23 protein-coding genes are annotated in these 22137 nt (G+C 39.0%); 14 read left to right on the top strand and 9 right to left on the bottom strand.

All coding sequences use genetic code 11. The features are described from left to right. Positions 1–6 precede the first annotated feature (6 nt). Together ACW6NC_RS02765 and ACW6NC_RS02760 are read left to right on the top strand one after the other, a co-directional pair. Positions 7–567: a Crp/Fnr family transcriptional regulator gene (locus tag ACW6NC_RS02765; protein WP_457863652.1), complete on the top strand. Its 561-nt coding sequence runs from the start codon at positions 7–9 to the stop codon at positions 565–567. 77 nt (positions 568–644) lie between these two features. Continuing rightward, positions 645–1523 (top strand): pirin family protein, encoded by an 879-nt coding sequence (locus tag ACW6NC_RS02760; protein WP_457863651.1) that lies wholly within the window; start codon positions 645–647, stop codon positions 1521–1523. Between the two features lie 652 nt (positions 1524–2175). Here ACW6NC_RS02760 and ACW6NC_RS02755 read toward each other — a convergent pair. Further along, positions 2176–2769 (bottom strand): riboflavin synthase, encoded by a 594-nt coding sequence (locus ACW6NC_RS02755; RefSeq protein ID WP_457863650.1) that lies wholly within the window; start codon positions 2767–2769, stop codon positions 2176–2178. A gap of 59 nt (positions 2770–2828) precedes the next feature. Between ACW6NC_RS02755 and pdxA the strand changes: the two genes are divergently transcribed. The 9 genes from pdxA (at position 2829) to ACW6NC_RS02710 (ending at position 10214) form a co-directional block, all read left to right on the top strand. Then, positions 2829–3875: a 4-hydroxythreonine-4-phosphate dehydrogenase PdxA gene (gene pdxA / locus ACW6NC_RS02750; RefSeq protein WP_457863649.1), complete on the top strand. Its 1047-nt coding sequence runs from the start codon at positions 2829–2831 to the stop codon at positions 3873–3875. A 97-nt stretch (positions 3876–3972) separates the two neighbouring features. After that, the gene (locus ACW6NC_RS02745; protein WP_457863648.1) at positions 3973–4506 is read left to right on the top strand and encodes a YceD family protein; all 534 of its coding nucleotides are present in this window, start codon (positions 3973–3975) and stop codon (positions 4504–4506) included. A gap of 9 nt (positions 4507–4515) precedes the next feature. Continuing rightward, positions 4516–4713 carry a 50S ribosomal protein L32 gene (gene rpmF / locus ACW6NC_RS02740; RefSeq protein ID WP_081208252.1) on the top strand — a complete coding sequence of 66 codons (198 nt, stop codon included), beginning with the start codon at positions 4516–4518 and terminating at the stop codon, positions 4711–4713. Between the two features lie 172 nt (positions 4714–4885). Next, on the top strand, positions 4886–5881 hold the full coding sequence (locus ACW6NC_RS02735) for a beta-ketoacyl-ACP synthase III (protein ID WP_457863647.1): 996 nt from the start codon (positions 4886–4888) through the stop codon (positions 5879–5881). A 20-nt stretch (positions 5882–5901) separates the two neighbouring features. After that, complete coding sequence (accB, locus tag ACW6NC_RS02730) at positions 5902–6417, top strand: acetyl-CoA carboxylase biotin carboxyl carrier protein (RefSeq protein WP_457863646.1); 516 nt, start codon at positions 5902–5904, stop codon at positions 6415–6417. A gap of 54 nt (positions 6418–6471) precedes the next feature. Then, positions 6472–7821 carry an acetyl-CoA carboxylase biotin carboxylase subunit gene (gene accC, locus ACW6NC_RS02725; protein ID WP_457863645.1) on the top strand — a complete coding sequence of 450 codons (1350 nt, stop codon included), beginning with the start codon at positions 6472–6474 and terminating at the stop codon, positions 7819–7821. A gap of 153 nt (positions 7822–7974) precedes the next feature. Further along, a complete protein-coding gene (locus ACW6NC_RS02720; protein WP_457863644.1) occupies positions 7975–9090 on the top strand; it encodes an NAD(P)/FAD-dependent oxidoreductase in 1116 nt (371 codons plus the stop codon). Continuing rightward, positions 9087–9755, top strand: a complete 669-nt coding sequence (gene mtgA / locus ACW6NC_RS02715; RefSeq protein ID WP_457863643.1) for a monofunctional biosynthetic peptidoglycan transglycosylase — start codon at positions 9087–9089, stop codon at positions 9753–9755. Before ACW6NC_RS02720 ends, mtgA begins: the two co-directional genes overlap by 4 nt. 9 nt (positions 9756–9764) lie before the next feature. Next, positions 9765–10214 carry a transcription elongation factor gene (locus ACW6NC_RS02710; protein WP_457863642.1) on the top strand — a complete coding sequence of 150 codons (450 nt, stop codon included), beginning with the start codon at positions 9765–9767 and terminating at the stop codon, positions 10212–10214. On the opposite strand, the gene ACW6NC_RS02705 is transcribed toward ACW6NC_RS02710, so the two are convergent. From ACW6NC_RS02705 to ACW6NC_RS02680, 6 genes are all read right to left on the bottom strand, one after another. Beyond that, positions 10215–11180 (bottom strand): ABC transporter ATP-binding protein, encoded by a 966-nt coding sequence (locus ACW6NC_RS02705; RefSeq protein ID WP_457863641.1) that lies wholly within the window; start codon positions 11178–11180, stop codon positions 10215–10217. It abuts the gene before it with no gap. A gap of 353 nt (positions 11181–11533) precedes the next feature. Further along, complete coding sequence (locus tag ACW6NC_RS02700; RefSeq protein WP_457863640.1) at positions 11534–13687, bottom strand: prolyl oligopeptidase family serine peptidase; 2154 nt, start codon at positions 13685–13687, stop codon at positions 11534–11536. A gap of 83 nt (positions 13688–13770) precedes the next feature. Beyond that, positions 13771–14760 (bottom strand): aspartate-semialdehyde dehydrogenase, encoded by a 990-nt coding sequence (locus ACW6NC_RS02695; protein ID WP_457863639.1) that lies wholly within the window; start codon positions 14758–14760, stop codon positions 13771–13773. Between the two features lie 276 nt (positions 14761–15036). Beyond that, on the bottom strand, positions 15037–15471 hold the full coding sequence (gene mscL, locus ACW6NC_RS02690) for a large-conductance mechanosensitive channel protein MscL (protein ID WP_457863638.1): 435 nt from the start codon (positions 15469–15471) through the stop codon (positions 15037–15039). Positions 15472–15546: 75 nt separating this feature from the next. Beyond that, positions 15547–16653 (bottom strand): alanine racemase, encoded by a 1107-nt coding sequence (alr, locus tag ACW6NC_RS02685; protein WP_457863637.1) that lies wholly within the window; start codon positions 16651–16653, stop codon positions 15547–15549. Continuing rightward, a complete protein-coding gene (locus ACW6NC_RS02680) occupies positions 16646–17293 on the bottom strand; it encodes a thymidine kinase (RefSeq protein WP_457863636.1) in 648 nt (215 codons plus the stop codon). Before ACW6NC_RS02680 ends, alr begins: the two co-directional genes overlap by 8 nt. 192 nt (positions 17294–17485) lie before the next feature. Here ACW6NC_RS02680 and ACW6NC_RS02675 point away from each other — a divergent pair, with 192 nt between their 5' ends. From ACW6NC_RS02675 to recJ, 3 genes are all read left to right on the top strand, one after another. After that, complete coding sequence (locus tag ACW6NC_RS02675; protein ID WP_457863635.1) at positions 17486–18292, top strand: hypothetical protein; 807 nt, start codon at positions 17486–17488, stop codon at positions 18290–18292. A 12-nt stretch (positions 18293–18304) separates the two neighbouring features. Continuing rightward, on the top strand, positions 18305–18976 hold the full coding sequence (rsmI, locus tag ACW6NC_RS02670; RefSeq protein ID WP_457863634.1) for a 16S rRNA (cytidine(1402)-2'-O)-methyltransferase: 672 nt from the start codon (positions 18305–18307) through the stop codon (positions 18974–18976). Positions 18977–19089: 113 nt separating this feature from the next. Beyond that, positions 19090–20787: a single-stranded-DNA-specific exonuclease RecJ gene (gene recJ / locus ACW6NC_RS02665; protein ID WP_457863633.1), complete on the top strand. Its 1698-nt coding sequence runs from the start codon at positions 19090–19092 to the stop codon at positions 20785–20787. On the opposite strand, the gene ACW6NC_RS02660 is transcribed toward recJ, so the two are convergent. Both ACW6NC_RS02660 and ACW6NC_RS02655 read right to left on the bottom strand, forming a co-directional pair. Beyond that, positions 20784–21542 (bottom strand): UDP-2,3-diacylglucosamine diphosphatase, encoded by a 759-nt coding sequence (locus tag ACW6NC_RS02660; RefSeq protein ID WP_457863632.1) that lies wholly within the window; start codon positions 21540–21542, stop codon positions 20784–20786. The two genes, recJ and ACW6NC_RS02660, sit on opposite strands and share 4 nt — an antisense overlap. Before the next feature lie 126 nt (positions 21543–21668). Next, positions 21669–22118 carry a 6-pyruvoyl trahydropterin synthase family protein gene (locus tag ACW6NC_RS02655; RefSeq protein ID WP_457863631.1) on the bottom strand — a complete coding sequence of 150 codons (450 nt, stop codon included), beginning with the start codon at positions 22116–22118 and terminating at the stop codon, positions 21669–21671. Positions 22119–22137: the final 19 nt, after the last annotated feature.

Here is a 22137-nt window from a genome sequence, read left to right as displayed (position 1 = left end):
ACATATTTGTTATTCAATTTAGGGGTTGATAAAGAACAGCTTTCATCTTTACTGGAAAACTGTAGCGAAAAATCAATTAAAAAGAACGAGTTTCTTTTAAGGGCAAATGAATATTGCAGGAATACTTTCTTTGTGGAACAAGGATTATTAAGACAGTTTTCTATTGACGATAAAGGTAGAGAACACCTAATAGCATTTGCTCCGGAAAACTGGCTTATTACTGATAGAGAAAGTTTTTATTTTAATAAGCCTTCTGAGTATTATATACAGGTTCTGGAAGATACAAGAGTAATTGTACTGGATGAAGATTTCTTCAGGCTCCTTTCAGAAAAATTCGATTCCTTTTCTGAGTTTAATAATAAGTTGCTTCATAATCATATTCGTCATTTGCAAAAGCGGATTAAGTTGCTTTTGAGTGCTAATGCAGAAGAAAGATACTTAGAATTCATTAAAATGTATCCTGATATTTTAATGCGTGTTCCACAATCTATGGTTGCTTCTTATTTAGGAATTACCCCTGAAAGTTTAAGCCGGGTAAGGAGAGAGCTTTCCAATAGGAACATGTGACTTAAAAATTGTTCTTATCATACATCAATGTATAAAATGTGCCTTGTGCCTAATTTTACACTATTAAATTCAAAAATATGAACACAAAAACAGTAGAATTAGTAGCAAGCCCCAAAGAGCCACATTTTGTTGGGGACGGTTTTCGAGTGCATAATTTTATTCCAAGCGGATTTAGGTTGGATATGGAACGTATGGATCCTTTTATTCTCCTTGATTACAATTCCACATTCAAATTTTCGCCATCTGATAAACCGAGAGGTGTCGGGGTTCATCCACATAGAGGTTTTGAGACTGTGACCATAGCCTATAAGGGTAAAGTAGCCCACCATGATAGTAGTGGCGGTGGAGGTGTAATAGGAGAAGGGGATGTGCAATGGATGACAGCTGCAAGGGGAGTTCTTCATAAAGAATATCACGAAAAAGAATGGAGTAAGGTAGGTGGAGATTTTCAGATGGTTCAGTTATGGGTTAACCTACCACGAAAAAATAAAATGGATGCTCCTAAATATCAGGCTATCAAGAAAGAAGAAATCGAACAGTATGAATTAAAAAATAATTCAGGAACCATTGAGGTGATTGCGGGAGAGTATAAAGGTACGGCAGGAAAAGCCTCCACCTTTAGTCCAATAAATATGTACAATGCCAGGCTTAAAAAAGGAGGAAGCGCGGATTTTAATTTTCCGAAAAGTTACAATACCCTTCTTTTGGTTTTGGAAGGGGGGATTACAATTAATGGTGAGGATGAAACTCCTGTTGATCATCTGGCTTTGATGGCAAATGATGGTGAGAATTTTAGAATTGAAGCTAATGATGATGCCGTTGTGCTGGTTTTAAGTGGCGAACCCTTAAATGAACCTATTGCTGCTCAAGGACCTTTTGTCATGAATACCAATCAAGAACTGCTTGAAGCTTTCAATGATTTTAAAAATGGCAAGTTTGGAAACCTTGAAGAATGAAAAGGAAAACGCGTGATTTTAAAAAAATGACGCGTTTTTTATTCTTATTAACCGATTGGCTATGAAAAAAGGATTTTCAAAAAGCACAATTTTGATTCTAATGGTATGAACTGAGGTAGTTTTCCGCCTAATCAGTTACCTTTTAACGACTTAAATTAAAATTTTGACGACTTTTTTTGATAATATGCTGCCTATACTGTAAGTTTACTCTTGTTAGTTTGAGCGTAGCCCGAGGAGAACTTTAACGTTGATATTTTAGGTGAGCTGGTTTATTCTACTACTTTTTAATTTATTTTTGTCATCGGGATCCCCAAATCCCCGAAATATAAAATCATTACCCCTATTATCTTTTTTTGTGATTGCAAGGAATGTATTACATTACGCACGTCTATGAGGGTAAATTTTAAATATAGAATTACTATACCAGTCTTCCTGCTGTTCTTTTGCTTTGGGATAATTTCACAAACTGCACCCCCGGAACCCCAGATGTCAACCACAAGTAGTGATGTTCCGTGTGCAGACAGTGTTGAGGATGATCCAAATAATCCTAACCCTCCACCCCCGGGCCTATGTCTTCCTATAGATGATTATATTCCATTCCTGCTAATAGGCGGAATGCTCATCGGTTTAATTTTTACCGGAAAAAATATAGCTAGGACTGACCAAGCTCCTTAAGGCGTTTTACATATTTCCCAATAACATCGAATTCTAGATTCACCTTGTCTCCTTTTTGTAGGTTTTTAAAGGTAGTATGCTCATAGGTGAAAGGTATGATGGCAACACTGAATTCATTTTTTTTGGAATTCACCACTGTTAAGCTCACGCCATTAACCGTAATAGAGCCTTTTTCAATGGTAATATTTGATTGTGTGGGGTCATACTCAATGGTGTATTCCCAACTTCCTTCTTTTTTAATCATATCTTTGCAAACCCCTGTTTGGTCCACATGTCCCTGGACAATGTGGCCATCCAGGCGGGCTCCGAGTTTCATTCCGCGCTCCAAGTTGACTAGATCACCCACTTTTAGGTCACCAAGATTGGATTTTTCCAGGGTTTCTTGTATAGCTGTTACAGTGTATTCTTCACCCTCTATATTCACTACCGTAAGGCAGACCCCGTTGTGAGCCACACTTTGATCAACTTTTAATTCTGGGGTAATTTGAGCTTTCACTTTTATATGGAGGTTACCCCTCTCTTGCTCTAAGGCGATAACCTCTCCTGTTTCTTCGATGATTCCGGTAAACATGTTGTGGAATATTAGTTACATTTGTGTTGTAAAAATAGAAATAAAAAGCCGGGAAGTATATGAAACACGCTGAAAAGGTAAAATTAGGAATTAGCATTGGAGATCTTAATGGGATTGGTGGCGAGATTGTCCTTAAAACCTTTGATGACACCCGGATGCTTGATTTTTGCACTCCGGTTATTTTTGCGAACACCAAAACCCTCAATTTTATAAAGAAACATTTCAAACTTTCTTTGAATTTCCAGGGAATAGATCAAGCCTCTAAAGCCATAGACGGAAAGATTAACGTTTTGAATGTCTGGAAAGAAAACGTTAATATAAATTTTGGTCAGGAAGACTCGAAAGTGGGAGAATATGCATTCAAGTCGCTGGAAGCTGCAACAACTGCCTTGAAAGTAAATGATATAGACGTTTTGGTTACGGCCCCCATCAATAAGCATTCTATTCAGAGTGAGAAATTTAATTTTCCTGGCCATACCGATTTTTTAGCAAAAGAACTTGAAGGCGAAAGCCTGATGTTTATGATAAGTGATGAACTCCGAGTAGGACTTTTTACAGACCATGTGGCCTTAAAGGAGATTGCCAATGTGATTAGCCCTGAACTCATTGAGAAAAAAATTGGTTTAATACAACAAAGTCTGAAACAGGATTTCAGGATTTCAAAACCAAAGGTTGCCGTACTGGGGATCAATCCTCACAGTGGGGACCAAGGTGTAATTGGCAAAGAGGATGAAGAAATAATGAAACCTACCTTGGAGAAGCTTCGGGATAAAGGAGAACTGGTTTTCGGCCCATATTCCGCAGACAGTTTCTTCGGTTCTAAAAATTATAAGAATTTTGATGCGGTGATCGCTTCATATCATGACCAGGGTCTCATTCCTTTTAAAACGCTTTCTTTCGGAAATGGAGTTAATTATACTGCAGGATTGAGTAAGGTTCGGACTTCTCCTGACCATGGTACTGCCTTCGAAATTGCTGGAAAAGGAGAAGCTGATATTAATTCGTTTAAAGAAGCCGTTTTTAAAGCGATCGAAATCTTTAAATGCCGGGAAGAATATGCCGAACTCACAAAGAATCCACTCAAAAAACAACGTAAAAAGATATAAACAAAAAATTGTTTATAAATCATCGTTAATTTATTAATTTTTATATCTTTGCACCCGCCTTATCCTGAGGGAGTAGGCGCTCGAAATTGATGATGAAATGAGGAAACTAGCTGAGTACACAATCCCATATGTGGGATTAAAGCTGGGGAAACACCGGTTTGAGTACGAGATAGATAACACGTTCTTTGAACATTTTGGGTACGAAGAATTTAATGATGCCAGGCTTAAGCTTGACCTGTTGTTTGAAAAGAAAACAACAATGATGGAGCTTACATTTACCGTGAGTGGCACTGTGAATGTAAATTGTGATCTCACCAATGAGCCTTACGACCAACCTATAGACGGGAAGTTGTTTTTGGTTATTAAATTCGGGGATGAGTATAACGACGAAAATGAAGATCTTCTTATTCTGCCTCATGGAGAATATGAAGTCAATATACAACAGTATATATATGAGCTTGTCGTGCTATCTGTACCCTTAAAGAAAGTTCATCCAGGTGTTGAGGATGGCACGTTGAAATCTGAAGTACTTGATAAACTGGAGGAATTCAGCTTAAAAGATAAAAAGAAAAAAGAGGAGCAAACAGATCCTCGATGGGATAAATTAAAAAACTTATTAAACGATAAATAATAGCAAGCCATGGCACATCCAAAGAGAAAAATCTCTAAAACCAGAAGAGATAAAAGAAGGACACATTATAAAGCTTCGGTACCTAAAATTGCTACCGATCCTACTACAGGCGAAGCACATTTGTACCACAGAGCACACTGGCACGAAGGTAAATTATACTACCGCGGTCAGGTTTTAATTGACAACACTGAAGAAGTTGAAGCTTAATAGAAAAGAGCTTCCTTAATTATAGAAACTCTCACCTTGTGGGAGTTTTTTGTTTTAAGTTGAATAAGTCCTAAAAAGACCTTAATTTGCACCCCCATTAAAGTAATTTTTAGTACATTTCTTTAGCGGCTTTTGCCAAAGAGGGCTAGGAAGGTGTTTAATTTTGATGTGTATGAATAAGATCACAGCTGCTATAACCGCTGTGGGCGCCTATGTGCCCAAAGATATTTTGACCAACAAAATGTTGGAGGAAATGGTTGACACCAATGATGAGTGGATAACTTCCAGGACTGGGATTAAAGAGCGCCGAATCCTTAAAGACCCCAATAAAGGTACTTCGTTCCTTGCTATAGAGGCCGCCAAAAATCTAATTGAAAAATCAAGTATAGATCCAACTGAAATCGATGTTGTGATTCTTGCTACTGCAACTCCCGATATGCCAGTGGCTGCATCGGCAGTACATGTAGCTTCCCAAATTGGAGCTATTAATGCCTTTGGCTATGATCTGCAGGCAGCTTGTTCAGGGTTTCTATATGCCATGTCCACCGCATCAGCTTATATTGAATCTGGTCGGTACAAGAAGGTACTGGTGATAGGAGCCGATAAAATGTCCTCCATAATTGATTATACCGACAGAACCACCTGCATTATTTTCGGTGATGGAGCGGGAGCAGTTCTAATGGAACCTAATGACGAAGGTTTTGGGCTTCAGGATGAAATCCTAAGAAGTGATTCCATAGGACGTGCATCCTTAAATATTGAAGCTGGAGGATCTTTAATGCCCCCTAGTGAACAAACCGTAGCCAGAAAACTTCATTTTGTCAGACAGGACGGAAAAACCGTTTTTAAATTTGCGGTATCCAATATGGCAGGAGTTAGTGAGCAAATTATGAAACGAAACCATTTAACCAATGATGATGTTGACTGGCTTGTAGCTCACCAGGCCAATAAGAGGATAGTAGGGGCTACAGCAAATCGCATGAATCTTGAAGATGAAAAGGTTCTTATGAATATTGAGCGTTATGGCAATACCACATCGGCAACCTTACCTTTGTTACTTAGCGATTACGAGAAAAATTTTAAAAAAGGAGATAATATTATTTTCGCTTCATTTGGAGGTGGGTTCACCTGGGGAGCCACTTTCCTGAAATGGGCTTATAATTCTTAAAAAACCAACACCCTAACATTATGGATTTAAAAGAAATTCAGAATTTAATCAAGTTTGTTGCCAAGTCTGGCGCCAGCGAGGTGAAACTGGAAACAGGCGATGTGAAAATCACTATCAAAACAGGCTCAGACGAAAAGGAAACAACAATTGTTCAGCAGGTACCAATGGGTAATCAAATGCCGCAACAGATGCCGCAACAGATGCCAGTTCAGCAACAACAGCCAACTCCTTCACAGGAAAACGCACCTGCCCCTTCAACCGAAGAAAAAAAGGCTTCAGAGGAGAACAACTCCAATTATGTTACTATAAAGTCACCTATTATTGGAACTTTCTATCGCAAACCTTCTCCGGATAAACCAACCTTTGTAGAAGTTGGAGATTCAGTTAAAGAAGGAGATGTACTTTGTGTTATTGAAGCTATGAAACTCTTCAACGAAATTGAGAGTGAAGTTTCAGGAAAAATAGTGAAAGTTCTTGTTGACGATGCTTCTCCCGTAGAGTTCGATCAGCCATTATTTTTAGTAGATCCATCATAAATTAACACCCAATCAGCTTAAGGGAGTTTCCACTGGGTCAAAAAAACAATAGGTATGTTTAAAAAAATATTAATTGCCAACAGGGGCGAAATTGCACTCCGTATTTTGCGCACCTGTAAAGAAATGGGAATTAGCACTGTTGCGGTTTATTCAACTGCAGATGCTGAGAGTCTTCATGTTAGGTTCGCTGATGAGGCAGTATGTATTGGACCTCCACCAAGTAACCTTTCTTATCTTAAAATATCTAATATCATTGCCGCTGCCGAAATTACTAATGCAGATGCAATTCATCCAGGATATGGATTTTTATCTGAAAATGCTAAGTTCTCCAAAATCTGTGAGGAACATGACATAAAATTTATCGGAGCATCAGCGGATATGATTGCTAAGATGGGAGATAAGGCGACCGCCAAAGCTACCATGAAGGCTGCCGGTGTTCCCTGTGTTCCCGGTTCAGAAGGTATCCTGGAAAATTATGAAGATTGTCTGAAAAAAGCTAAAGACATAGGTTTTCCGGTGATGCTAAAGGCTACGGCTGGTGGTGGCGGTAAAGGGATGCGTGCTGTTTGGAAGGAAGAAGACCTTCAAAATGCATGGGATTCTGCTCGTCAGGAAGCAGGGGCAGCATTTGGAAACGATGGGATGTATATGGAAAAGCTCATTGAGGAGCCTCGACATATCGAAATCCAGATCGTAGGAGATAGTAGCGGAAAAGCCTGTCATCTCTCAGAAAGAGATTGCTCAGTCCAGCGTCGTCACCAAAAATTAACCGAAGAAACTCCTTCTCCATTTATGACCGATAGTCTTCGTAAAAAAATGGGAGAAGCCGCAGTTAAAGCTGCAGAGTATATAAAATACGAAGGAGCAGGAACCATAGAATTTTTGGTTGATAAACACCGTAATTTCTATTTTATGGAGATGAATACCCGTATCCAGGTTGAACATCCTATCACTGAACAAGTGATAGACTACGATCTAATCAGGGAGCAGATTCTTGTCGCAGCAGGAGTACCGATTTCGGGAAAAAATTATTTTCCTCAATTGCATTCTATTGAATGCCGAATCAATGCTGAAGATCCATATAACAATTTCAGACCTTCTCCCGGGAAGATCACTAACCTTCATGCGCCGGGTGGTCACGGAGTACGAATAGATACTCACGTTTATAGTGGTTATATTATTCCTCCCAACTACGATTCTATGATTGCTAAGCTTATTACTACTGCTCAGACCCGTGAAGAAGCAATAAGTAAGATGAAGAGAGCACTTGATGAGTTTGTAATTGAAGGGGTGAAAACAACCATTCCATTCCACAGGCAGCTTATGGATCATCCTGATTATATTGAAGGTAATTATACGACAAAATTCATGGAAGATTTTACGATGAAACCTATGGAAGACTAGGTGAAATTAATTTTCTCTTAAAAAGTACTATCCCACAGTTTTTAGCTGTGGGATTTTTGCATTTTATTTCTTGGGTTATTATAAGTTGAATTATATAAAGCGGTAAGTTTTTATCCAAAACTTTCTGTAATTTGAGAGAAAATTAGACAGCTGATGAATTTTTCCTATTGGGAAACCAAAACCTGGTTTTCAGAAATAGATTATTGTATAATTGGAAGTGGAATAACGGGTCTAAATTGTGCGCTTGATCTCAAAAACCGTTTTCCAAAAGCCCGTATACTCGTTCTGGAACGAGGTCTTCTACCTAACGGGGCCAGTACTAAAAATGCAGGCTTTGCCTGTTTTGGAAGTCTCTCTGAAATAATTGATGATCTTAAAGATCACTCTGAAGAAGAGGTGGTTCAATTAGTCAAAAAGCGTATAAAAGGACTTCAACTACTTAGGCAAAATCTTGGAGATGCTAAAATAGGTTATAAAGAATATGGAGGTTACGAGCTTTTCGCAAAAGAAAACAAAGCTCTGTATGAAGCATGCATCTTAGAATTGCCACGTATCAATTCAATGTTAAAACCAATTATTGGAAGCAAAGTCTTTAGTTGTGAAAAGAACCCTTTTGACTTCCGTAATATTCAAAAGGAAATTATTTACAATCCTTTAGAAGGCCAATTAAATACGGGCAAAATGATGGAAGCACTTTTGGCTAAAGTGCAAAAAGCAGGAATCAAAATACTGAATAATATTGAGGTTCAGGAATTTTTGGAAACTGGAAATTCAGTAAAAGTAAAGACAGAGAAGTTGGAATTGAAGACAAAAAAACTTCTTATCGCAACCAATGGCTTCGCCTCCAAGTTAGGGATTGAGGGGGTAAAACCTGCCCGGGCGCAGGTGCTCATTACCAAACCTATCCAAAACCTGAAGATTAAAGGAACTTTCCATCTTGAAAAAGGTTTCTATTATTTTAGAAATATAGATAACCGAATTTTACTTGGGGGAGGGCGTAACCTTGATTTTAAAACGGAGGAAACCACCGAGATCAATCAAACTGAACTCATTCAAAATCGACTTGAAGAATTACTGAGTACTATTATTTTACCGGAAAACAATTTTGAGGTCGATTACCGTTGGAGCGGGATAATGGGGGTTGGAAGTCTTAAAAGTCCAATTGTTAAACAGCTTTCGGAAAATATTTATTGTGGTGTGCGTTTGGGGGGAATGGGTGTGGCCATTGGTAGCCTTATAGGGAAAGAACTTTCATCGCTTATTAAATGATTAAAAAGATCTTTAGATTTCTCTGGAAACTCTTGGTGACACTGATTTTGTGTTCAGTGCTTATGGTTATACTTTATTCCTGGATTCCGGTTCGATTTACCCCGCTGATGGGAATCCGCTACCTGGAAGATTCCGGACAGATTATTCGACATACCTGGGTGCCACAAGAGGAGATTTCTTTGCATCTTCAGCTTGGTGTAGTGGCCAGTGAAGATCAGAATTTTCTAAGTCATAATGGCTTTGATTTTGAAGCTATTGAAAAGGCTATTGAAGAGAACCGGGAGGGGAGACCAATGAGAGGGGCCAGTACAATTTCCCAACAAACCGCCAAAAATTTATTTTTATGGCCGGGGAGAAATTGGGTGAGAAAAGGCCTGGAAGTTTATTTTACTTTTTTAATGGAGACATTCTTGAGTAAGAAACGGATTTTGGAAATTTACCTTAATAGTGTTGAAATGGGACCTGGAATTTTTGGAGCAGAGGAAGCAGCACAATATTGGTTTAATAAACCCGCATCCCGATTAACACCTTCGGAGGCTGCTGCAATAGCTGCAATATTACCTAATCCCAGGCACTATAAAGCCAATCCTGCCAGCAGTTATATAGAAAATCGAAAGAAGTGGATCATTAGGCAAATGAGAAATTACGGTAAATTCAGTTTTTAAAAAAAGGACATGAGCGAACTAAAAAAGAATTTGATTGATAAAGCAAGCGGATATGTGGAGGAACGAATAAAGAGGCTCCATACGGCTATAGATGATCTCCAGGCAGCCCTTAAACTGGAGACTAAATGCTCCATGGGTGATAAATATGAAACTGGTAGGGCGATGTTACACCTGGAGTTCGAAAAGCTATCAGGTCAGCTCGAACAATACCGAAGGCTCAAAAAAACCCTGAATTCTATCCCAGAGGGAGCTGGTAACCAAGCCGGGTTTGGAAGCATTATTAAGACAACTGCTGCCAATTATTTTATTGCTATTCCCGCCGGGGAATTGAAGATAGATGAAGAAATTTTTTTTTCCGTAGGTGCCAATTCCCCCGTGGCTCTCGCTTTGAGAAATAAAAAAGCCGGAGAAGATTTCACCTTAAATGGTCAAACCCATAATATTCTTACAGTAGAATAACTATTGCCGCGTGTCAATGAGTTCAGGGGAGACTTTTATCCCTATTATTTTACCCTCTTTTAAAGGGCCTGGATTTTCAATATATATTTCCTGTCCATTGAGGTTAGCCTTAATTAAATAATGCTGACCCCGGAAAAAGTTTCTTTTAATTTCAACCTTTATTTCCGATTTGGTCGAAAAGCTTATTTCGTGGGGGTATAATAGGATTTTTCTTCTGCTTGTTTCGGTTTTAATAAGATGCTTTATCATAATCTCGTTAATCTCTCCAAAAAGGGAAGCCACGTATTTGTTTGGGGGATTTTGGTAGAGGTTTTCTGGGGTGCCTTCAGCCTGAATTTTAGCATTCCTAAGCACTATTGTTTTATCCGCATAAGAAAGTGCATCCGTACTGTCATGGGTAGCCACTATACAGCTGATGCTTCTTTCTTCCAGATATGCAAACAATTGCCGTCTAAGGTTGTTCCTTCTGAAATGGTCAATATGGCTAAAGGGTTCATCGAGTAAGAGCAACTGGGGTTCATTAGCCAGGGCCCTGGCTAAGGCGACGCGTTGCTGCTGTCCACCACTTAAATTCTTGGCCTTCTCATCACCTAAATCTGTCATTTCAACAATCTCCATTAGTTCTCTGACCCTGCTCTTTTTCTTTCGTGGATACATATTACTGAGGTGTTTTCCTATGTTTTCTGCGACGGTCAGTGGGGGCATGAGATCAAAATCCTGGGCAAGGTATTTTATAAAGGGTTCTCCGGGAACGATATTGAATTGAGGACCAAGTAATTCTTTCTCGTTCCAAATAATCTTGCCATCGGTATGTAGCAGACCGTAGATAAGTTGTAAAAGGGTACTTTTTCCGCAACCACTTTCACCAATAATCGATAGGTTTTCTCCTTTTCCTAATTCGAAACTGATGTTGGTCAGTACTGGCTTTTCCTGGTAGGCAAAAGAAACGTTTTTTAATTCTAGCATAATTAAATATTATATAAGCGCAGCTTACCTTGAGATAAGACTAATCAAATATTGAATGCTTAGGGTGGAAAATAGGAAAAAAATATGGTTTATGAGCCTGATAAGCGCTTCATATAGGTTCTTTTTTAAGGAGCTATAGCTATTATAACGGCAATTAACTTATCAGTTAATTCAAATGGACATGATACAATTAAGGAGCTTATACCAGGACCCCGGGAAAACAAAAACAATCAGAAACCCTTTAAGGGCCAAGAAATCGAGATAAGGCTTCTTTAACTGGGGAAATTGCAATTAATAAAAAAACCATCAGCAATCTTGGAGTGCCGATGGTTTTTGATAATATAATTTCTCAATTAACCTTTGGTCTTTTCCTTCTGGTTTGGTAATGAATTAAAACCCATATTATATAGAGTGAAACCAAAAACGTCGGCATACTCTTCAATGATCATTTTTGTGGGTTTTCCAGCGCCGTGACCAGCTTTGGTTTCAATTCTTATTAAAGCAGGGTTACTCCCCGCTTGCTTCTCTTGTAACTCGGCTGCGAATTTAAAGGAGTGCGCTGGCACTACCCGGTCATCGTGATCTCCTGTAGTGATTAAAGTAGCAGGATATTCAACACCTTCTTTAATATTGTGAACTGGGGAATAACCATGTAAATATTCAAACATCGCTTCATTATCTTCCGAGGTTCCATAATCATAGGCCCAACCTGCACCAGCTGTAAAAGTATGATACCGAAGCATATCTAAAACTCCCACAGCAGGTAAAGCAACTTTCATTAAATCAGGGCGCTGGGTCATGGTGGCTCCAACCAGAAGGCCTCCGTTTGATGCTCCGCGAATTGCCAGATAGTCGCTGGAAGTGTATTTCTCTTCGATTAGGTATTGGGCAGCAGCGATGAAATCATCAAAAACATTTTGTTTCTTCATCTTTGTACCGGCAACGTGCCATTGTTTTCCGTATTCGCCACCGCCTCTAAGATTCGGAACGGCATATACCCCGCCTTGTTCCAGCCAAACCGCGTTTGCGGTACTAAATGAGGGCGTGAGACTTATGTTAAAACCACCGTAACCATAAAGCATGGTTGGATTTTTGCCATTGAGCTCAAGGCCTTTTTTATGGGTAATAATCATAGGTACTTTGGTCCCGTCTTTGGAGGTGTAAAAAACCTGCTTACTTTCAAAATCCTCAGGGTTGAATTTAATATTAGGTTTGTTGTATATCTCGGAAGTACCTTCCTCAATATCTAATCTATAGATAGTACCTGGTGTTACGTAGTTGGTGAATGAATAATAAAGTTCCTTTTCTTCTTTTTTTGCCCCGAATCCACTGGCTGAACCTATTCCCGGTAATTCAATCTCTCTTACTAACTCCCCGTTATAGTCATATTGTTTTACTTGTGAGATGGCGTCTATCATATATTCGGCAAAGATATAGCCGCCCCCTGTTGAAGGATTAAGCACATTTTCTGTCTCCGGAATCAGATCTTTCCAATTTTCTGGAGAAGGCTTGGCAGCATCTACTGTGACAATGCGATTGTTGGGAGCATCCAAATTCGTTAGAATAATAAGCTTGCTACCCTGGTTGTCCAACACGTCAGTGTCTGAATCCTCATGATCTAATATAGTAACCAATTCTGGATTCTCTTGCTGAAGGTCCATCATAAATAGTTTCCCCCCGGAGGTTGAATTCCTGGCTGAAATAAAAAGATAACGGTTGTCTTCCGAAACACCGCCACGAACATAACGATGTTTTTGTTCTTCGGTATCACCGAAGATTACCGCATCCTCGCTTTGGGCAGTACCAAGTTTATGATAAAAAAGGCGATGCTGATCGGTTTTTGCTGAAAGCTCACTGCCTTGTGGCTTTTCATAACTGGAATAGTAGAAACCTTCATTTCCCTTCCAGGAGATTCCACTGAATTTTACTTCTCTCAAGGTGTCTTCTACAATTTCCTTTGTTTGAGCATCTATTACGATAATCTTTCTCCAGTCGCTTCCACCTTCGGAGATGGCATAAGCAGCTATTTTACCGTTATCAGAAAAGCTAAGTCCTGCAAGGGAAGTTGTGCCGTCCTTACTGAATTTATTCGGATCCAGAAAGACTTCAGGCTCACTATCTTTATTCTTTTGACGGTATACCACGTATTGGTTTTGAAGCCCGTCATTTTTTGAAAAATATATATAATCTCCTTCTTTTTTAGGAGCGCTGATTTTCTCATAATTCCAGATTTCGGTAAGCCTTTTTTCCAGGTCTTTTCGAAATGGTATCTTCTGAAGATAATCAAATGTCACTTTATTTTGAGCTTTCACCCATTCTTCAGTTTCCTTACTGCGGTCGTCTTCGAGCCATCGGTAGGGATCTTTTACTTGGGTCCCAAAATAATCGGTTATTGTATCTACTTTTTTGGTTTCAGGGTAATTCAAACTGATTTCTTTTTCTGTTTCAGAATCGTTGCATGAGGCTAAAAGTCCTAAAGTTAGGACTCCAGATATTAGTCGTTTCATATTAAAGATTTAGAGTGCCTAAAATAATACAAAAATGCCTGTAAGTCGTATTTACAGGCATTTTTTGGTAAATTATCTATGGCTTAAACCAAATTGTTTGTCATTAAATATTCTGCGATCTGGACGGTATTAGTAGCTGCTCCTTTCCTAAGGTTATCGGCCACCACCCACATATTTAAACTCTTTGGTTGTGAATAATCCCTTCGAATTCGTCCCACAAAGACATCATCTTTTCCTTCTGCATAAATAGGCATTGGATAGGTGTTAGTATCAGGATTGTCTTGCACAGTGACCCCAGGGAATTGGCTTAAAATTTTCCTGACTTCAGCTTCATCAAACTCTTTTTCAAACTCAACATTCACAGATTCAGAATGTCCACCTACCACAGGAATTCTAATCGCAGTAGCACTTACCAACACCGAATCATCACCGAGAATTTTCTTGGTTTCTTTGGTGAGCTTCATCTCCTCCTTGGTGTATCCGTTTTCCTGAAACACATCACAATGGGGTAAGGCATTTTTATGTATAGGATAAGGATAGGCCATTTCGCCTTTTTCACCTTTGTATTCATTTTCCAGTTGTTCTACAGCTTTGACACCTGTTCCTGTAATGGATTGGTAAGTAGAGACGATTACACGCTTAATTTTAAAAGCGTCGTGAAGTGGCTTGAGTGCCATTAATAACTGTATGGTAGAGCAATTGGGATTAGCAATAATCTTATCTTCCTTAGTTAACTCAGAAGCATTTATTTCGGGAATGACCAATTTTTTGGTTGTATCCATTCTCCATGCTGAAGAATTATCGACCACCGTTGTGCCATTTTCAGCAAATTTAGGAGCCCATTCTAAAGAGGTTTCACCCCCGGCCGAGAATAAAGCAATATCAGGTTTTATATCTACGGCCTGCTGAAGTCCTATGACTTCGTAGTCTTTTCCTTGAAATTTAATGTTTTTTCCAACGGATCTTTCTGAAGCTACTGGATACAATTCGGTTATCGGGAAATTTCTTTCAGCCAAAACCTCCAACATTACCTGGCCTACCATCCCGGTAGCACCTACCACTGCTATTCTCATATTTACTTATTTTATTATTTCCAAATCCAAAATTTGACTTTGTTAGTTAAAAATTTTGGTCGGATTCAATTAAAAAATGTTTAAAAACCAGCCGCAAATTTATTGTGCTGAATTGAACTAATCCACTTTAAGAACTTAAAATTGAAAAGAATTATCAATTTTAAACTGATTGTTATTTTTCGTTAAAAAAAGACCCCACAGTTTTCTGTGGGGTTTAGTTAAATTACGATTTATTTAAAAATGAGCAGTATAGCGGTGCTCGTATCTTCAAAGCATTTAAGGTGTTTGTCCCTGTTTTTTTAATTCGTCCCTGATTTCAGTGAGCAATTCTTCCTGGCTTGGGCCTTTTGGTTCCACCAATTTTGGCGCTTCCTTCTCTTTTTTAGTCTTTTCATAGGCACGAAGCACCAAAAATATAAAAAAGGCAACAATTATAAAATGAATAATAGTATCTATAAGATTGCCATAGGTTATTACAGCGGCTTCTGCTTCTTTTGCGACTTCAAGACTTTCATAAGAAACTCCGTCCAGAGCTATAAATTTCTGGGTGAAATCTGTACCTCCGGTTATTAAACCGATGATAGGCATAATTATATCGGCAACCACAGAGGCTACAATTTTGTTGAAGGCAGCCCCGATGACTACGGCTGTTGCCAGGGCTATAATATCGCCTTTCAGCATAAAAGCCTTAAAATCTTTTAAAAAACTCATTATTTAGCGAGTGATATTGGTTAGAACAGAACCAATTTACACAAAAATTTAAAAATTCCTAAATTCAATTTTAAATTAAGAAATAATCACACGTTTGACCCGTTGGGAAATCCCTGTAATAAGTTCGTAGGAAATGGTTCCTCCATTCTCCGCAAATTTGGTAACATGTTGAGGACCACCAAAAATAATCACCTCGTCCCCCTCTTGGCAGTCGATGTTGGTTACGTCTATCATAATAATATCCATACATACATTTCCTATGATCGGTGCATAGTTCCCGTGGACATAAACCCCGGCTTTTCCATGACCATAAATGCGTTTAATTCCGTCAGCATGGCCAATAGGGAGTGTGGCTATCCTTGTGGCGCTGGTCGCTTTGAAAACACGATTATAACCCACAGTATCCCCTTTCTCTAAATTCTGAATCTGAGAAATAACTGTTTTCAGGGTGCCAATCGGTTTCAACTTTTTATCCCATTTTGAATCGTTTGCAAAACCATATAGGCCAAGGCCGCTTCTAACCATATCGAAACCAGCTTCGGGGTAATTAAATATCGCCGAGGTGTTAGAGATATGGAACATTGGGCGATAATTCAGGTTATTTAAAAGTAATTCTGCTAATTTTTGAAAGCGGTTTATTTGCTCTAGACTAAAAATTCTTTCTTGCCAATCTTCGCTGGCCGCTAAATGAGAAAAAGCTGAAGCAATTTTTACCGCCTTGGTTGTCTTCAGTATTTCAGGGATGGTTTCAAAGTTTTTTTCAGTAAAACCTAATCGATTCATCCCAGTATTGAATTTAATATGAATAGGATAGGCCTTCTGATTTTGCTTTTCGGCAAGATCTATAAAAAGCTGAAGCGTTCTTGCGCTGTATAAATTAGGTTCCAGGCAATTTTCAATAATTTCAGAAAAATTTACCGGTTGTGGATGCAAGATAAGAATGGGTTTGCAAATTCCGGCTTTGCGTAACCTAATGCCTTCTGAGGTATAAGCTACTGCAAAGTAATCAGTTCCTAACTCTTCAAGTTTTCTTGCAATTGCAACTGAATCATTGCCATAGGCGTATGCCTTTATTACCGACATGAATTTTACTTCGGGATGAATTGTAGACCTTATAAACTTGTAGTTATGGGCCAGAGCCCCAAGATCTATTTCCAAATACGTTTCGGGAGCTTCAGGCATTCTTTTCTTTTGAAGTAGGGGCTATTTCTTTTGCTTCTTTTACGTCCAGATTTTTTACTCGTTCTCTGAGCATGGCCTTGTAATAAGCAGCCCGACTTAGAGGTTCATATTCTTCCGTTTCACCCAGGAAGACAAGTTCATCATTAACAGCTTTTCGGTAACTAAACTGAGCTAGATTACCAGTGCGAGTACAAACTGCATGTACCTTGGTGACATATTCTGCCGTAGCCATTAAAAACGGCATTGGTCCAAAAGGATTTCCTTTGAAATCCATGTCCAGACCGGCTACAATAACCCTAATACCCCGGTTAGCAAGATCATTACATACACTTACAATCTCATCATCGAAGAACTGGGCTTCATCTATTCCGATAACATCGCAGCCATCGGCAAGTATAGGAATATTAGATGCTGAAGGTACTGGAGTTGAACGGATTTCATTGGCATCATGAGAGACCACCATCTCTTCATCGTAACGTCTGTCAATAGCAGGTTTAAAGATCTCCACTTTTTGACGGGCAAACTGTGCTCGCTTGAGTCTTCGGATAAGTTCCTCGGTTTTGCCCGAGAACATGCTACCGCAAATAACCTCAATCCAGCCAAATTGCTCTTCGTGATTTACTGTATTTTCGAGAAACATTTTGTAATTTTCAAATCGAAACAGGAATTAGCCCTTTTCGATAAAGGTGGAACAAATTTATTAAAAATACAAGCCATTGCCCGATGCTAATTTCTAAAGTTATTAATGCCAGGAAGGGCATCTTTTTTGCAGGATACTGGTTAAAATCCTTCTAGGCTTAAATAATATTGGGTTCATAAAAATTGTATGAAAATGAAAAACAGACTTAAAAAAGAGTTGGTTAAACTCGCTGAAGAAATAATTTCTGATAAAGGGAACATAGATACTAAAGCTCTAAAACTAAGAGCTGCGACTTTATATGAACAACTTTCGATACTTAACTTTACCGAACAGAATCTTCAAGGGTTTCAATCTGCGGAAGAAACGCAGGATGTGAATTTAGAAATACCTGAAAAGAAAAAGGAACCGGTAAAATCTGAACCTGATGATTATGCCCCCGATGGAACTCAATACCGGGAGGATGCCGATGCCATTACTGAACCTAATACCGAGAAAATAAAGGATATCGTGGCGCAAATGCCTTCAGAGACTGAAAAGGTAGATGACCTTTTTAACCAGATGAGAAGCAGTCAGAAAATTCCTGAGACAAAAAAGGCGGAACCCAAACCACCTGAGCAAAAAAGTACATCACCCGCTGAAAGACCAACCCCGGAACCAAAAAAAGATTTTCGCGATATAGGAGTTGATTATGATAACCTGCCAAATTTTGAACCTTTAAACAGCCGTCAAAAAGAGACCCGACCAAAATCTGTAAATGACAGATTAAAGAAGGGAATTAACATTGGGCTTAATGAAAGACTCTCTTTTATTAAAAATTTATTTGACGGTAATACCGCTGATTATAATCGCGTGCTCTCCCAGTTGAATACCATTGATGATTTTGGGGAAGCCAAAAAATTCATTGAAAAGATCGTAAAACCGGATTACAATCATTGGGAAGGTAAAGAAGTTCATGAGCAGCGATTTATGGAAAAAATCGAAAATAAATACAGACATTAGCCGGTTTAATTTATGGGCAAACTTTATTTGGTTCCTACCCCAATTGGCAACCTGGAGGATATCACTTTCAGGGCTGTCCGTATTTTAAAAGATGTGGATCTTATTCTTGCTGAGGACACCAGAACCAGTGGAAAACTTCTAAAACATTTTGAAATTAAAACGCCGATGCAAAGCCATCATATGCATAATGAGCATAAGAAGGTTGAAGGAATCGTGCAGCGTATAAATAACGGGGAAACCATCGCTTTGATCAGTGATGCGGGTACACCAGCTATATCAGACCCGGGCTTTTTATTAACCCGTGCCTGCGTGGAAGCCGGGGTGGAGGTAGACTGCTTACCGGGGGCCACTGCATTCGTTCCTGCTTTGGTCAATAGTGGTTTTCCTAATGATAAATTTATCTTTGAAGGTTTTCTGCCGGTTAAAAAAGGGAGACAAACAAGGTTAAAGCTGCTCGCTGAAGAACCCAGAACAATGATCTTTTATGAATCCCCCCATAAGTTGTTGAAGACCCTTAAACACTTTGCGGAATATTTTGGAGACCAGCGACCAGTATCGGTTTCTAGGGAGATCACTAAATTTCATGAAGAAACAATTAGGGGGAGCCTCTCAGAAGTTCTTCACCACTATACACAGAAGCCTCCCAAAGGTGAAATAGTCATCGTGGTTCGTGGAAAACCATAAACTTTTAATTAAAACAGAATTTGCAAAAGGAATTAAATTACATTCCTGTAGAAAGCAGGTTCTTTTCCAACACTTAAGCTCACATTATTATTTTTGCATAAATTTTCAAGCATATGCGCTGGACGCTTAAACCTAAACCAGATTCCGAAGTCGTTTCTCTTCTTTCCCATCAACTGGGAGTTGACAGGCCAATAGCCTCCCTTCTGGTGCAAAGAGGCATAGATACTTTTGAAGCAGCAAAAAAATTTTTTAGGCCCAGCCTAGATGATTTACACGATCCGTTTCTGATGAAAGATATGGACCTGGCTGTAAGGCGTATTGAAAATGCCGTTGTAAAAGAGGAAAATATTCTGGTTTACGGCGATTATGATGTAGACGGCACTACCAGCGTTGCTATGATGGGTTCATACCTTAAAACACTAACTCCTCATGTGGCTAGTTATATCCCAGACAGGTATAAGGAGGGGTATGGAGTTTCCTTTCAGGGGATAGATTTTGCGGCAGATAATGATATTTCCCTTATAATTGCTCTTGATTGTGGAATAAAAGCCATAGAAAAAGTGGCATATGCCGCGAAAAAAGGTATCGATTTTATAATCTGTGATCATCACCGCCCAGGTGCTGAAATGCCCAAGGCTGTAGCGGTGCTTAATCCGAAAAGGGAAGATTGCGAATATCCATATAAAGAATTGTGTGGATGCGGGGTCGGTTTCAAGCTTATTCAGGCCCTGGCTATAGAAAGGGGAAATACCATTGATACTTTATTGCCATACCTCGATTTAGTGGCTACAGCTATTGGAGCGGATATTGTTCCAGTCACCGGTGAAAACAGGGTTCTGACTTATCATGGGCTTAGGGTGATAAATATCGCTCCACGATTTGGATTCAAATCAATTTTGGACCAGGTTAAAAAGAAAAAGATCGGTATGAGCGATATACTTTTTATCCTGGCTCCCCGAATTAATGCCGCCGGAAGGATGAAACACGGTTTGCATGCTGTGGAGCTTCTTACCGAAGAGGACGAATCCACCGCGCAAAAGTTCGCAGCGGAAATAGAAAATTTTAACTCTGAAAGAAAAGATGCAGACCGGGCAATTACCTTGGAAGCACTTGCTCAAATAGAAGCTTTAAAAGAGCAGGAACGCTATACAACGGTTGTATATGATGAAAATTGGCATAAAGGGGTTATAGGAATCGTTGCTTCCAGGTTAACCGAAACTTATTACCGTCCAACCTTGGTTTTTACTAAAAGCGGAGAGAAACTAGCGGCATCCGCCCGCTCAATTAAAGGTTTTGATGTTTATAATGCTTTGGAAGAATGCCAGGATCATATTGAACAGTTTGGAGGCCATAAATATGCAGCAGGCCTAACCCTGGAAACTTCGGAATACGAAAATTTTAAGCGCAAATTTGAGGAGGTGGTATCTGTTAGTCTAGAAAAACATTTGCTAACTCCTGAAATTGCTATAGATACCGAATTGCAATTAGGAGAAATCACTCCTAAATTCTATCGAATTCTCAAGCAATTTGCGCCGTTCGGACCGGGGAATATGAGTCCCGTGTTTATGAGTAGGGAACTAATTGATACCGGGTATGGAAAATGTGTTGGGACAGAGAATGCCCATTTAAAATGTAAAGTAACTCAATTACCGTCAGGGCCCACTTTGGATGTAATTGGCTTTAATCTGGGCCAAAAGGTAGAGCTTATTAGGAATCAAAGAAAATTTAAGGCGGTTTATAGTCTGGATGAGAATGAATGGAACGGCAAGGTCTCGCTACAATTGAAATTTCATGATGTCGCTGAAGATTAGTCTTTTAACTTTTTGAGGCTAACCTTCTCCCCGTCAAATACAGCATAGGTATAATGTGAAATCCAATCACCCGTATTGATATATCTGGAGGTCTTACCAAGGAGAATATCCAGAGGCAAATGCCGATGTCCAAAGAGAAAATAATCATAATGTTTTTCTTCAAGCTTTCGGCGACAATACTGAATTAGCCACTCCCCCTCTTCTCCTAAAAATTCCTGGTCCTCAACTCCTGAAATTGCTTTGTTTTTAACTGAAAAATACTGCGCCAGTGGAATGCCTAAATCGGGATGAAGCCATCGGTAAAGCCATTTTGACAATGGATTGGTAAATACCTTTTTCATCCGTTTATAAGCGTAATCTCCAGGCCCGAGTCCGTCACCGTGACCAATTAGGAAGGTCTTATTATTGAATTCAAATTCTTTGGGTTTGTGGTAAACCGGAATATTTAATTCTTCCTTAAAATAATCTCTCATCCACAAATCGTGATTTCCTACAAAGAAATATACTGGAATCCCGCTGTCTTTTATTTCCGCCAATTTCCCTAATACTCTTATAAATCCTTTGGGAACTGCGTATTTATATTCAAACCAAAAATCGAAAAGATCTCCTAAAAGAAAGATAGCACCTGCATCTTCTTTTATTTTATCTAACCATTTTACAAATTTTATTTCCCTGGGTCTGCTTTCTGAAGCATTGGGTGCACCTAAGTGGTTATCGCTTGAAAAATAGATTTTTTTACCCTGCGGAAGATTCATGGAATTCTTTCTGGAATGTAAATATAAAATAATTTCGATTAGACCCTTTAAGAGGCCGGAAAAAGCACCTTAAAAAATAAGACTTAAGCCTAAGTCAAATTAAAAGACCTTCTAATGGCAACCTTGTTATTGATCCATAGCATACCATTCTGCAAAACTGGATTCCGTCTCCTGAAGTTTTAAAGAATGCAGTTGAATATGGTCAGGGAGGTGTTTTTTTATCTTTTTAGCAAAATCGATAACCATGTTTTCACTGGTAGGTTGATAATCGACCAGGATTACATGATGATCACGGTTGCGTAGTTCCTGTGCCAATTCAATATGTGGTGTGTTTTTATTAAATACGGTAGCGTGATCAAATTTATCTACGATCTCAGATTTCACGATCTTTTTAAGGTCACCAAAATCTATCACCATTCCGAATTTTACATCATTCTTGTCAGTAATAGGCTCTCCAATTACGGTAACGTTGAGTTTATAGCTATGTCCGTGTACGTTACGGCATTTCCCATCATATCCATATAGCGCATGGCCGGTTTCAAAATTGAATTGCTTAGTAATACGTATCTTACTCATAGAAGTAAATTTTGGGCAA

It is taken from the genome of Salegentibacter profundi (assembly GCF_054121475.1).
Note: the sequence above shows the minus strand (reverse complement) of the source record. Positions and strands in the feature narration are given on the sequence as shown.